This window comes from Streptomyces mutomycini (assembly GCF_001700505.1).
Lineage (GTDB): Bacteria > Actinomycetota > Actinomycetes > Streptomycetales > Streptomycetaceae > Streptomyces > Streptomyces mutomycini.
The window spans coordinates 1-12,961 of the sequence record NZ_MAPV01000043.1 but is presented as its reverse complement, the minus strand read 5'-3'; the positions used below and the strand labels follow the sequence as shown (position 1 = coordinate 12,961).

At 71.3% G+C, this 12,961-nt stretch carries 12 protein-coding genes; 10 read left to right on the top strand and 2 right to left on the bottom strand.

Features of this window, described 5'->3' with window-relative positions; translation table 11 throughout:
* The first annotated feature begins 6 nt into the window (after nt 1-6).
* The 7 genes from mce (at nt 7) to BFF76_RS06855 (ending at nt 9,569) form a co-directional block, all read left to right on the top strand.
* Nucleotides 7-435: a methylmalonyl-CoA epimerase gene (mce, locus tag BFF76_RS06885; protein WP_031091515.1), complete on the top strand. Its 429-nt coding sequence runs from the start codon at nt 7-9 to the stop codon at nt 433-435.
* 193 nt (nt 436-628) lie between these two features.
* Complete coding sequence (gene scy / locus BFF76_RS06880) at nt 629-4,420, top strand: polarized growth protein Scy (RefSeq protein ID WP_053929370.1); 3,792 nt, start codon at nt 629-631, stop codon at nt 4,418-4,420.
* 175 nt (nt 4,421-4,595) lie between these two features.
* Complete coding sequence (locus tag BFF76_RS06875; RefSeq protein ID WP_031091512.1) at nt 4,596-5,534, top strand: coiled-coil domain-containing protein; 939 nt, start codon at nt 4,596-4,598, stop codon at nt 5,532-5,534.
* 90 nt (nt 5,535-5,624) lie between these two features.
* Entirely contained in the window at nt 5,625-6,632 is a 1,008-nt protein-coding gene (locus BFF76_RS06870) for an ATP-binding cassette domain-containing protein (protein ID WP_031091511.1), read from the top strand.
* A 5-nt stretch (nt 6,633-6,637) separates the two neighbouring features.
* On the top strand, nt 6,638-7,417 hold the full coding sequence (locus BFF76_RS06865; RefSeq protein ID WP_031091510.1) for an ABC transporter permease: 780 nt from the start codon (nt 6,638-6,640) through the stop codon (nt 7,415-7,417).
* A 134-nt stretch (nt 7,418-7,551) separates the two neighbouring features.
* Complete coding sequence (locus BFF76_RS06860) at nt 7,552-8,697, top strand: ABC transporter ATP-binding protein (RefSeq protein ID WP_031091509.1); 1,146 nt, start codon at nt 7,552-7,554, stop codon at nt 8,695-8,697.
* Nucleotides 8,694-9,569: an ABC-2 transporter permease gene (locus tag BFF76_RS06855; RefSeq protein ID WP_031091508.1), complete on the top strand. Its 876-nt coding sequence runs from the start codon at nt 8,694-8,696 to the stop codon at nt 9,567-9,569. Before BFF76_RS06860 ends, BFF76_RS06855 begins: the two co-directional genes overlap by 4 nt.
* Nucleotide 9,570: 1 nt before the next feature.
* Here the strand turns inward: BFF76_RS06855 and BFF76_RS06850 are convergent, their stop codons facing one another.
* Nucleotides 9,571-9,900: a hypothetical protein gene (locus BFF76_RS06850; RefSeq protein ID WP_031091507.1), complete on the bottom strand. Its 330-nt coding sequence runs from the start codon at nt 9,898-9,900 to the stop codon at nt 9,571-9,573.
* A gap of 218 nt (nt 9,901-10,118) precedes the next feature.
* Between BFF76_RS06850 and BFF76_RS06845 the strand changes: the two genes are divergently transcribed.
* Nucleotides 10,119-11,150, top strand: coding sequence for an LLM class flavin-dependent oxidoreductase (locus tag BFF76_RS06845; protein ID WP_065847625.1), 1,032 nt, complete (start codon nt 10,119-10,121; stop codon nt 11,148-11,150).
* Nucleotides 11,151-11,247: 97 nt separating this feature from the next.
* Here the strand turns inward: BFF76_RS06845 and BFF76_RS06840 are convergent, their stop codons facing one another.
* Entirely contained in the window at nt 11,248-11,640 is a 393-nt protein-coding gene (locus tag BFF76_RS06840; protein WP_014154035.1) for an SCO5389 family protein, read from the bottom strand.
* A 258-nt stretch (nt 11,641-11,898) separates the two neighbouring features.
* Here BFF76_RS06840 and nucS point away from each other — a divergent pair, with 258 nt between their 5' ends.
* Entirely contained in the window at nt 11,899-12,570 is a 672-nt protein-coding gene (gene nucS, locus BFF76_RS06835) for an endonuclease NucS (protein ID WP_031091505.1), read from the top strand.
* A gap of 148 nt (nt 12,571-12,718) precedes the next feature.
* On the top strand, nt 12,719-12,961 hold a 243-nt coding region (locus BFF76_RS06830; protein ID WP_208604823.1), incomplete at its 3' end, for a hypothetical protein.

Sequence of the window (12,961 nt, the reverse complement as noted above, 5' to 3'; positions counted from 1 at the left end):
GGTTCCATGCTGACTCGAATCGACCACATCGGAATCGCCTGTTTCGACCTCGACAAGACGGTGGAGTTCTACCGCGCGACCTACGGCTTCGAGGTGCACCACACCGAGATCAACGAGGAGCAGGGCGTCCGGGAGGCCATGCTGAAGATCAACGAGACCTCGGACGGCGGGGCTTCCTACCTCCAGCTGCTCGAACCGACCCGGGAGGATTCGGCCGTCGGGAAGTGGCTGGCCAAGAACGGTGAGGGCGTGCACCACATCGCGTTCGGGACCGCGGACGTCGACGCGGACGCCGCCGGCATCCGGGGGAAGGGCGTCCGGGTGCTGTACGACGAGCCCAGGACCGGGTCGATGGGCTCCCGGATCACCTTCCTCCATCCCAAGGACTGCCACGGCGTACTGACGGAACTGGTCACCTCGGCAACAGAGCACTGACCCGACCGAAACCCGGCCCGGTAGAGTGGGCTGTTCCGGGCCGGGGCCGGGTCGGGGCCGTGCCGTTGATCTGTCACCATTCCCCGGGGGACCGCTCGCCGGCGAGCGGTACTCGTATGGAGAATTGTGACCAGGGTTGGGGCCTCCCCTGCTCGAACTAAGTTGAGAGCTCGGGGAAGGATGGGACCGCGCAGTGCGGGGCTACGAGAGCCAGCAGAGCCACCGAGCTGACGACCATCTCTCGCGGATCGAAGCCGAGATGGACCGGCTGAAGACCGACCGCGAGAAGGCCGTCCAGCACGCCGAGGACCTCGGTTACCAGGTCGAGGTCTTGCGCGCCAAGCTGCACGAGGCGCGGCGCAGTCTGGCGACCCGTCCCGCACACGACGGCGCGGACATCGGCTACCAGGCCGAACAGATGCTCCGCAACGCCCAGACCCAGGCCGATCAGCTCCGTACGGACGCCGAGCGCGAGCTGCGCGAGGCCAGGGCGCAGACGCAGCGGATCCTGCAGGAGCACGCGGAGCACCAGGCCCGGCTCCAGGCCGAGTTGCACGCCGAGGCGGTGCAGCGGCGCCAGCGGCTCGACCAGGAACTGGCGGAGCGCCGCCAGACCGTCGAGTCCCACGTCAACGAGAACGTCGCCTGGGCCGAGCAGTTGCGGGCCAGGACCGAATCCCAGGCGCGTCGTCTCCTGGACGAGTCGCGCGCGGAGTCCGAGCAGTCGCTGGCCGCCGCCCGTGCCGAGGCGGCACGGCTCGCCGACGAGACCCGTCGGCGCATCAACTCCGAGGCGGAGTCGGCCCGTGCCGACGCCGAGGCGACCCTGCTGCGGGCCCGCCGGGACGCCGAGCGGCTGCTGGAGGCCGCTTCCGCCCAGGCCCAGGAGGCCACCGGTCACGCAGAGCAACTGCGCTCGACGGCCACCGCCGAGACCGAGCAGACCCGGCAGCAGACCGCCGAGCTGAACCGTGCGGCCGAGCAGCGCATGCAGGAGGCCGAGACCCGGCTGCGCGAGGCCCGGCTGGAGGCCGAGAAGGTCCTGGCCGAGGCGAAGGAGGCCGCGGTCAAGCGGCTGGCCGGCGCAGAGTCGCAGAACGAGCAGCGCACCCGTACGGCCAAGTCCGAGATCGCCCGGCTGGTCGGCGAGGCCACCAAGCAGGCCGAGACGCTCAAGGAAGAGGCGGAACAGGCGCTCGTCGACGCCCGTGCGGAGGCCGAGCGGGTGGTCGCGGAGGCCGCCGAGAAGGCCCGCACCCTGGCCGCCGAGGAGGCCGCCGCCCAGCTCGCGAAGGCTGCCCGGAGCGCCGAGGAGGTCCTGACCAAGGCCTCCGACGACGCCAGGTCCACCACCAGGTCGGCCCGCGAGGAGGCCGACCGGATCCGCCGTGAGGCCGAGGCCGAGGCGGACCGGCTGCGCGGCGAGGCCGCCGAGCAGGCCGACCAGCTCAAGGGCGCGGCCAAGGACGACACCAAGGAGTACCGGGCCAAGACCGTCGAGCTGCAGGAGGAGGCACGCCGGCTCCGCGGCGAGGCCGAGCAGCTGCGCTCCGAGGCCGTGGCCGAGGGCGAGCGGATCCGCGGCGAGGCGCGCCGCGAGGCCGTCCAGCAGCTCGAGGAGGGTGCCCGCACCGCCGAGGAGCTGCTCACCAAGGCCAAGGCCGGCGCCGAGGAGCTGCGCACCTCCGCGGGCACCGAGAGCGAGCGCGTACGGACCGAGGCGGCCGAGCGTGCCGCCACCCTGCGCAAGCAGGCCGAGGAAGCGCTCGAACGCAGCCGTGCCGAGGCGGAGAAGGTGCGCTCCGAGGCCGAGGAGCAGGCCGCCGCGCTGACCGCCGCCGCGGAGAAGGCCGCCGAGGAGCTGCGCGAGGAGACCGAGCGCGGCGTCGAGGCCCGTAAGTCCGAGGCGGCCGAGGAGCTGGCCCGGCTGCACACCGAGGCCGAGTCCCGGGTCGCCGAAGCGGAGAGGGCACTCGGCGAGGCGCGCACGGAGGCGGAGCGGATCCGCCGCGAGACGAGCGAGGAGTCCGAGCGGCTGCGTACGGAGGCGGCCGAGCGGATCCGTACGCTCCAGCAGCAGGCGACGACGGAGGGCGAGCGGCTGCGCACCGAGGCCGCCGCCGATGCCGCGCGCTCCCGCGCCGAGGGCGAGTCCGTGGCCGTACGGCTGCGCAGCGAGGCCGCGGCCGAGGCGGAGCGGCTGAAGAACGAGGCACAGGAGAGCGCCGACCGGGTGCGCTCCGAGGCCGCGGCCGCCGCCGAGCGGGTCGGTACGGAGGCCGCCGAGGCCCTGGCCGCCGCCCAGGAGGAGGCCAACCGCCGCCGCCGGGCCGCCGAGGAGACGCTCGGCTCCGCGCGTGCCGAGGCGGAACAGGTCCGCGAGCGCGCCCGCGAGCAGAGCGAGGAGCTCCTCGCCTCCGCCCGCAAGCGGGTCGAGGAGGCCCAGGCCGAGGCGCAGCGGCTGGTCGAGGAGGCGGAGAGCCGGGCCGCGGAGCTGGTCTCCGCGGCCGAGCAGACCGCCCAGCAGGTGCGGGACTCCGTCGCCGGGCTGCAGGAACAGGCCGAGGAGGAGATCACGGGGCTGCGCTCGGCCGCCGAGCACTCGGCGGAGCGGACGCGGACCGAGGCGCAGGAGGAGGCGGACCGGGTCCGGTCCGACGCCTACGCCGAGCGCGAGCGGGCCTCCGAGGACGCGAACCGCATCCGTCAGGTCGCCCACGAGGAGTCGGAGGCCGCGAAGGCGCTGGCCGAGCGGACCGTCTCCGAGGCCATCGCCGAGTCGGAGAAGCTGCGCTCGGACACCTCCGAGTACAGCCAGCGGGTCCGCACGGAGGCGTCCGACGCCCTCGCGTCGGCGGAGCAGGACGCCTCGCGGGCACGCGGCGAGGCCCGTGAGGACGCCAACCGGATCCGTTCCGAGGCGGCTGCGCAGGCCGACCGGCTCATGGCCGAGGCGACGAGCGAGAGCGAGCGGATCCGTACCGAGGCGACCGAGCAGTCGGAACGCTTCGTCGGAGAGGCGACCGACGAGGCGGAACGGCTGCGCGCGGAGGCGGCACAGACCGTCGGGTCGGCCCAGGAGCACGCGGCCCGCACCCGCGAGGAGTCGGAGCGGCTGCGCGCCGACGCCGAGGCCGCGGCGGAGCAACTGCGCGCGGAGGCACGCCAGGAGGCGGACAGGCTGCTGGACGAGGCCCGAGAGACCGCGGCGAAGCGCCGCGCCGACGCCGCCGAACAGGCGGACCAGCTCGTCGAGAAGGCCCAGGAGGAGGCGCTGCGAGCCGCCACCGAGGCCGAGGAGCAGGCCGACAGGATGGTCGGAGCCGCCCGCAACGAGGCCGTGCGGATCACCTCGGAGGCGACGGTCGAGGGCAACTCCCTGGTGGAGCGGGCCCGTACGGACGCGGACGAGCTGCTCGTCGGTGCCCGCCGGGACGCCACCGCCACGCGGGAGCGGGCGGAGGAGCTCAGGGCCCGGATCGAGAGCGAGATCGAGGAACTGCACCAGCGCGCCCGGCGCGAGACCTCCGAGCAGATGAAGACGGCCGGCGAGCGGGTCGACAAGCTGATGAAGGCGGCCACGGAACAGCGGGCCGAGGCCGAGGCCAAGGCCAAGGAGCTGTTGTCGGAGGCGAATTCGGAGGCGAGCAAGGTCCGTATCTCGGCCGTGAAGCGCGCCGAGTCGCTCCTCAAGGAGGCCGAGACCAAGAAGGCCGAGCTGACCCGGGTGGCCGAGAAGCTGCGCGCCGACGCCGAGGCCGAGGCCAAGCAGATGGTCGACGAGGGCCGCCGTGAACTGGACCTGCTGGTCCGCAGGCGCGAGGACATCAATACGGAGATCTCCCGTGTCCAGGACGTGCTGGAGGCGTTGGAGTCTTTCGAGGCTCCGGGCGGAACGGGCAAGGCCTCGGGCGGAGGCGCCGGGGGCGTCAAGGCCGGCGCGGCGGCGGGTACGCGGTCGGGGGGCAAGGCGTCGGACGGGTAGCCGCCCACCCTTTTCGTCATGAACATTCAACCCTTCGGCTCGCAAGCACTCCGGGGGTCAGCCACTCAAAAGGGGTGTCATTCTCCATACCAAAGCGGCATCTTCACGTTGACACGCCGCTCAGGCCCCTAGGATTCCCTCTAACACCTCACCGGTCTCATTCGACAGGAACCCCATGAGCGACCCTTCCTCCCCCTTCGGCTTCGAGCTCGTGCGACGTGGATACGACCGCGGTCAGGTGGACGACCGCATCAGCAAACTCGTCGCCGACCGTGACAGCGCGCTCGCCCGCATCACCTCTCTGGAAAAGCGCATCGAGGAGCTCCACCTCGAAACGCAGAACGCCCAGGCCCAGGTCAACGACGCCGAGCCGTCGTACGCCGGGCTCGGCGCCCGCGTGGAGAAGATCCTCCGCCTCGCCGAGGAGGAGGCGAAGGACCTGCGTGAGGAGGCCCGCCGCGCGGCCGAGCAGCACCGTGAGCTGGCCGAGTCGGCCGCCCAGCAGGTGCGCAACGACGCGGAGACCTTCGCCGCGGAGCGCAAGGCGAAGGCGGACGACGAGGGCGTCCGCATCGTCGAGAAGGCCAAGGGCGAAGCGAGCACGCTGCGCAGCGACGCGCAGAAGGACGCCCAGCAGAAGCGCGAGGAGGCCGACGCCCTCTTCGAGGAGACCCGCGCCAAGGCCGCCCAGGCCGCCGCGGACTTCGAGACGAACCTCGCCAAGCGCCGCGAGCAGTCGGAGCGCGACCTCGCGTCCCGTCAGGCGAAGGCCGAGAAGCGCCTCGCCGAGATCGAGCACCGCGCGGAGCAGCTCCGCCTGGAGGCCGAGAAGCTCCGTACGGACGCCGAGCGCCGCGCCCGCCAGACGGTGGAGACCGCTCAGCGTCAGGCCGAGGACATCGTGGCGGACGCGAACGCCAAGGCCGACCGGATCCGCAGCGAATCCGAGCGCGAGCTGGCGGCGCTCACCAACCGCCGCGATTCGATCAACGCCCAGCTGACCAACGTCCGCGAGATGCTGGCGACGCTGACGGGTGCCGCGGTCGCCGCCGCGAGCTCCCCGGCGGAGGACGAGTCCGCGACCCGTGGGGTCCCCGCCCAGCAGACCCGCTGAGCGACGGCACGCACGTCGGCTGCGTAACTCCGCGCGCCCGGTTCCGCCTTTGTGGTGGCGCCGGGCGCGCGGCCGTTCTAGCGTAAGCGCATGATCGAGCTCGACGGCCTCACCAAACGCTTCGGCAACAAGGTTGCCGTCGACCATCTGTCATGCCGGGTCAGACCGGGCATGGTTACCGGGTTCCTCGGCCCGAACGGCGCGGGCAAGTCCACGACCATGCGGATGATGCTCGACCTCGACAACCCCACCAGCGGCACGGTGCGGATCGACGGCCGTCACTACCGCGACCTCCAGGAGCCGCTCAAGCACATCGGGGCACTGCTGGACGCCAAGTCGATGCACGGCGGGCGCAGCGCGTACAACAACCTGCTGTGCCTGGCCCAGAGCAACCGCATCCCGGCGAGCCGGGTCTCGCACGTGCTGGACACGGTCGGCCTGAGCGCGGTGGCGAGGAAGAAGTCCAAGGGCTTCTCGCTGGGCATGGGCCAGCGGCTGGGGATCGCCGCCGCCCTGCTCGGCGACCCCGAGATCCTGATGTTCGACGAACCCGTCAACGGTCTGGACCCCGAGGGGATCCACTGGATCAGGAATCTGATGAAGGCCCTCGCCTCGGAAGGCCGGACGATCTTCGTCTCCTCGCATCTGATGAGCGAGATGGCCCTGACCGCGGATCACCTGATCGTCATCGGGCAGGGCAAGCTGCTCGCGGACACCTCGATGGCCGACTTCATCCGCGAGAACTCCCGCAGTTTCGTACGGATGCGCTCCCCGGAGCAGGAGCGCCTGCGCGACCTGCTGCACGCGGAGGGCGTCGTCGCGGTCGAGTCGGGCAACGGCACGCTGGAGATCGACGGCGAGGCCCCGGAACGGCTGGGTGAGCTCGCGGGCCGGCACGGGGTCGTGCTCCACGAGCTGAGCGCCCAGCGCGCGTCCCTGGAAGAGGCGTTCATGCAGATGACGGCGGGCTCCGTGGAATACCACGCCCACTCCGACCGCGACGGGGCCCAGCCACCGCCGGTGGGCCCGCACTGGGGCGACCAGTGGAACCAGCAGAAGTCCGGCGGCCTGGCCGGCGACGCGACGAAGGGGGTGTGACGGCGGTGGCATCGGTACCCGCGGTCCTGAATTCCGAGTGGACCAAGATCCGCACGGTCTCGTCGACCATCTGGACGCTGATCTCCGCGTTCGTGGTCACCGTCGCCATGGGCGCCGCCCTGAGCGCCCTGCTGAACAGCCAGTTCGACGACCTGTCCGCCGCCGAGCAGGCCACCTTCGACCCGACGTTCGTGAGCTTCTCCGGAACGGTCCTGGGGCAGCTGGCGATGGTCGTCTTCGGTGTCCTCGTGGTGGGTACGGAGTACAGCTCCGGCATGATCCGCACCTCTCTCGCGGCCGTGCCGCAGCGCGGGTCGTTCCTCTTCAGCAAGATCGCGGTGGCGGGCGTCCTGGCCCTGGTGGTCGGGCTCGCCACCAGCTTCGTGACCTTCTTCCTCAGCCAGGCCATGCTCGGCGACCGGGGCACGGACATCGGTGCGCAGAACGTACTGCGCGCCGTCGTCGGCGGCGGCATCTACATGGGGCTGATCGCGGTCTTCTCCATGGGTGTGGCCACGATGCTGCGCAGCTCCATGCTGTCGCTGGGCATCCTGATGCCGTTCTTCTTCCTCGTCTCGCAGATCCTCTCCGCGGTCCCGGGTGCCAAGAGCGTGGCCAGGTACTTCCCCGACCAGGCCGGATCCAAGATCATGCAGGTGGTTCCGGACGCGCTGAACAGTGATCCGGCGCCCTACGGGCCATGGGGCGGGCTCGGGATCATGGCGCTGTGGGTGGTGGCGGCCCTGGCCGGCGGCTACCTGGTGCTGAAGAGGCGCGACGCCTGAGCGGCCGGAGCGCCGACGCTCCGCACAACGGCTTGGCCGGAACCGCCCGCGGCTGGTTATCCTCCTAACTCTTGACGGGGGGCGTGCGGCCGAGGCCTGGGCCCCGACGACAGATAAGTCGATGGGGCTGGAGAATGATCGAGGCAGTCGGCCTGACCAAGCGCTACGGCGCGAAGACGGCCGTGCACAACCTTTCCTTCCAGGTGCGTCCCGGTGCCGTCACGGGTTTCCTCGGTCCGAACGGATCAGGCAAGTCCACCACCATGCGCATGATGCTCGGGCTGGACCGGCCCACGTCCGGACACGTGACGATCGGCGGCCACGCCTTCCGCAGCCTCCCCAACGCCCCGCGCCAGGTGGGGGCCCTGCTCGACGCCAAGGCCGTGCACGGCGGGCGCAGCGCCCGTAACCACCTCCTGTCCCTGGCCCAGCTGGCGGGCATCCCGGCGGCCCGGGTCGACGAGGTCCTCGGCGTCGTCGGGCTGCAGGACGTCGCGAAGAAGCGTTCCAACGGCTTCTCCCTCGGCATGGGGCAGCGGCTCGGGATCGCCGCCGCGCTGCTCGGCGACCCGCAGGTGCTGCTCTTCGACGAGCCGGTCAACGGACTCGACCCCGAGGGCATCCTCTGGGTCCGCAACCTGATGAAGCAGCTGGCCTCCGAGGGCCGCACGGTCTTCGTCTCCAGCCACCTGATGAGCGAGATGGCGCTCACCGCCGACCATCTGATCGTGATCGGCCGCGGGCAGCTGCTCTCCGACATGAGCGTCACCGACTTCATCTCGGCGAACTCCGCGGACTTCGCCCGGGTGCGCGTCCCGGCGGACCGGCCGGAGTGCCGGGAGAAGCTGACGGCCTCGCTCACGGAGGCGGGCGGCGGGGTCATGACGGAACCGGACGGTGCCCTGCGGGTCACCGGGCTGGGACTGTCCCGGATCAGCGATCTGGCACACGAGTCCGATGTACGGCTGTGGGAACTCTCGCCGCACCGCGCGTCGCTCGAGGAGGCGTACATGCGGATGACGCAGGGAGTCGTGGACTACCGCTCCACGGCGGACGCCAAGGAGGGCCTCCAGCTGCCGCCGCCCGGCTACGGGCAGCCGGGCCACGAGGGCTACGCACAGCCCGGCCACACGCCCCAGCAGTCGCCGCAGGAGGTCCCGCAGCAGGGCTGGTACGCCCCGCCGCCCCCGGGACAGAACCCGTACGCCGGCGCACCCGCACCCACCCCCGCGGCCACCGCGGACCGGACCGAGCGCAAGACCAGCGAGGACTCCCGATGACGATGCCGGCGACCCCGCCGCCGCCCCCGCAGGCGCACCAGGCTCCCCCGCAGCCGCAGCAGCACCGGGGCGCTCCTGCCGGCCTGTACGCCTCACCGATCCCCGTGCGCACTCCGGGCCTCGGTGACGCGATCGCCTCCGAGTGGACGAAGATCCGCTCCGTCCGCTCCACGGTGTGGACGCTCGGTGTGATGATCGTGCTGCTGGTCGGGATCGGACTGCTCACCGCGTTCGTCGTGAGCATCTCGGACGCCCCTCTCGACGACACCCCGGTGCTCAGCCTGGGCTTCTTCGGCGTGCTGCTCGGATCGATCTGCGTGATCACTCTCGGCGTGCTGACCATCGCGTCCGAGTACAGCACCGGAATGATCCGTACGACGCTCACCGCGTGCCCGAGCCGGGCGCGGATGCTGACCGCGAAGGCGGTCGTCTTCTTCCTGCTCGCCTTCACCATCACCACGGTGACCACCGGGGTCGTGGGCGTCCTGCAGACGGCCATGCTCGACGGCGCGACACCCGACACCGGCTTCTGGGTGCGCTCCACGGTGGGGGTGGGCCTCTACGTCGCGACGCTCGGGCTGCTCTCGCTCGCGGTCGGCGCGCTCGTCCGGCACTCCGCGGGCGCCATCACGGTCATGATCGCCGTGGTGCTGCTCCCGCTGGTGCTGGCGATCTTCATGTTCTCGCCGACGCTGGCGCGTGTGCAGCAGGCCCTCTTCGAGTACTCGATCCCCAACCAGATCGGCTCGATGTACAACGCTTCGGTGACCACGTCGGGGCCGACCGGATGGGAGCCGCTGTGGATCATCCTCGGTGTGACCGCGGTGGCCATGGCTGGCGCCTTCGCGTCGCTGGACCGGCGCGACGTGTGACTCAGTAGCGCGGAGCGTTCCTGGACCGCTGCACCCGTGTGGTGCGGCGGTCCTTCGCGTTCCAGCACGCCTTGTGCCAGTGCCTGCGGTCGTCGATCCCGCCGAACTCGGGCCAGGTGACGAGGTGCGGGACGCCGGAGGGGATCTCCTGGTCGCAGCCGGGGCAGCGGTAGCGCTTGCCCGCCGCGCTCGCGCCGCTCACCGGGCGCACCGACCACTCCTCGCCCTGCCAGCTCTCCGTGGCACCGCCCCCGCCGTACCGCTCTCCCGCACCGCCTGGGCTGCGGGTGGGACTCTCGCCGCCTCGGGGGCGGTTGCGGCGCGGGGACACGGGACACCTCACGGGGTGGCGGTACGGGCAGATCGTTTCCGTCCAGCCTAGAGGCATCGGCCGAGGCCCGTGTCAGGAGTGACGCGTGAGCAGCGACGGGGTGGGTGGGTTACCGGAAAATCGCAACAACTTCGCCGTGGACCGTGCCTTTGGCACGTGTCAGACGTTGTTGCCCGTGAGGGGGGACAGCCGCGTCGGCCGCAAGGAGGCAGAAGGCGATGCGCGTAGGAACGTTCGTACTGGCAGCCCAGTTCCCGGGCCAGGGGCAGGGCGAGGCCCTGCACCGGGCCGTCAGATCCGCCGAGGTCGCGGAGGAGTCGGGGCTCGATTCCGTCTGGCTCGCGGAGCATCACTTCGTGCCGTACGGGGTCTGCCCGTCCGCCACGACACTGGCCGCCCTGCTGCTCGGCCGCACCCGCAGGATCCGCGTGGGCACGGCGGTGAGCGTGCTGCCGAACCAGCACCCCGTCGCGCTCGGCGAGCAGGCCGCGCTGCTGCATCTGACCAGCGGAGGCCGCTTCTCCCTCGGAGTGGGGCGCGGCGGCCCATGGGTCGACCTGGAGGTCTTCGGAGGCGGGCTCGGGGCGTACGAGAAGGGCTTCCCCGAGGCTCTGGAGCTGCTGCTCGCATGGCTGGACAAGCCCCGGGTCGCGGGGAGCGGACAGCGTTACGACTTCCGCGAGGTGGCCGTCGTGCCCCGCGCCGACGAACTGCTCGGGGACGGTCCGCCGGGTCCCGAGGTGATCGTCGCCTGCACGTCGCCGAAAAGCGTGAAACTCGCCGCTGAAAAGGGTTTGCCGATGCTCCTCGGGATGCACTGCGGCGACGAGGAGAAGGCCGACGCGGTCGCTCTGTGGCGGTCGGCCGCCCGGGAGGCCGGTCAGCCGGCGGAGGTCGTGGAGCGAGTAGCACATGTGTCCGCAGGGGTGGCCCAGATCGCCGACAGTCCCGCGGACGCCGCGGAGACGCTCGTGAAGGCGATGCCGGGCTGGCTGCGGCAGGGGCTCGACGCCCATGTGACGGTCGACGGCCGGCACCGGGTGATGCGCGACCCCGTCGCGTACACGGAGTACCTGTGCGGCCTGCATCCGGTGGGCCCGCCCCGTTTCGCCGCCGACCGGCTGGCAGCCACGGCGGAGCGCACGGGCATCACCCGCTACGCCCTCATGGTGGAGGGGTCGGGCGATCTCGCGGCGACGGAGACGAACGTGCAGCGGCTGGGCACGGAAGTGCTGCCGTTGCTGAAGTGATCCGTTCACGCCGGTAGTCCTGGTGGTGCGGTGGTACGGGAGCTGCCGCCCCGGAGCCAGTTGCACCTCCCGCGGCCCGAAGCGGCAGCAGAAGCGTTCAGCAGTCCCGGAGTTCGGGCGACTGGTTGAGCAACTGGCCTCTCACCGAAGTGAACCGGGCCAGTCGCTCGTCGACCGATGCGTCCAGCGGGAACACCGCGACGCGGTGGCAGTTCTGGAATGCCAGGCGCACTCCGAAGTGCCGCTGCAGCGCGCCGCGTATCGCATCACTCGCGAGCGCACGCAGCAGTTGACCACGTGCCTGCTCGTCCGGCGGGGGCGTCTGGTTGTCGGCGAACTGTCCGCCGTCGACCTTCAGCTGAGCCACCAGAGAGCTGATCATCTCCCATGCGTAGGGCAGGGATGTCCGGACGCAGTCGACGAAGTCGGCTTCGTCGACCTCGCCTCGCTCGGCCTGTTCCAACAGCGCCGGTGAGACGTCGAGCGACATGGGTTCTCCTCTCGCGGCCCCGGCCAGGTGGCCGGGGCCTTACGGGCAGGGCTGGGCGGCGACGCTGCGTACACAGACGGCGACCTCCTGCTTACACGGTAAGGGCGCAGTCCGGGCCGCACCAGGAGATTGGGAACACAACCGGCCATCTACGAACGGTCGCAAAGAGGGGCAAGCCATATCGGCGGCCCTCGGGGCGCGTACGGGAGGGGTGCGGGAATCGCGTACAGCCGTCGTCGTCGAGTAGCGTTGCCGACCATGCGTCTCGTCATCGCCCGTTGCTCCGTGGACTACGCGGGCCGGCTCACTGCCCACCTGCCCTCCGCCCCCCGTCTGATCCTGGTGAAGGCGGACGGCAGCGTGTCGATCCACGCCGACGACCGGGCGTACAAACCTCTCAACTGGATGTCCCCGCCGTGCACCCTCAAGGAGGGCGCCGACGACACCGCGGGTGTCTGGACCGTGGTCAACAAAGCGGGCGAGAAATTGATCATCACGATGGAGGAGATCCTCCACGACTCGTCCCACGAGCTGGGTGTCGACCCGGGGCTCATCAAGGACGGCGTGGAGGCGCACCTGCAGGAGCTGCTGGCCGACCGCATCGAGACGATCGGCGAGGGCTACACCCTGATCCGCCGCGAGTATCCGACCGCGATCGGCCCGGTCGACATCCTGTGCCGGGACGCGGACGGTGCGACGGTCGCCGTGGAGCTGAAGCGGCGGGGCGACATCGACGGTGTGGAGCAGCTGACCCGCTACCTGGAGCTGCTCAACCGTGATCCGCATCTGGCGCCGGTGCGGGGCGTGTTCGCGGCTCAGGAGATCAAGCCGCAGGCACGGGTGCTGGCGACGGACCGCGGGATCGGGTGCCTGGTCCTCGACTACGACGCGATGCGCGGCATCGAGGACGACAAGCTGCGACTGTTCTGATCCGGGGCCGGCGCCCCGGTGACGCCGTACGGACCCGGTTCCGGGTCCGTACGGCGTTCTGCGCTCTCAGGCGGTCGTCGGGGAACCGGGCCCGTCCTGCGTCGTCGACGCGGTGACGGTGTCGGCCGGGCCGCTCGCGGAGTCGGACATGGACGGGTCCGTGGTCGTCTCCGATTCCGACGGAGTGGGCGTCGGGGTCTCGGGGTCGCTCGGGGACTCGCTGGGGGTCTCGGACTCGCTGGGCGACGTGGTCGGCGTCTTCGTCGGCTTCTTCGTGGGCGACGGACTGCCCTGCGTCGGACGGTCGCTGGGGCTGCCGCTCGAAGTCTCGCCCGTTCCGGGGCTGGTGCTGGGGTCCGTGGCGCCCGGGGACGGGGTGGCGCTCGTGGAC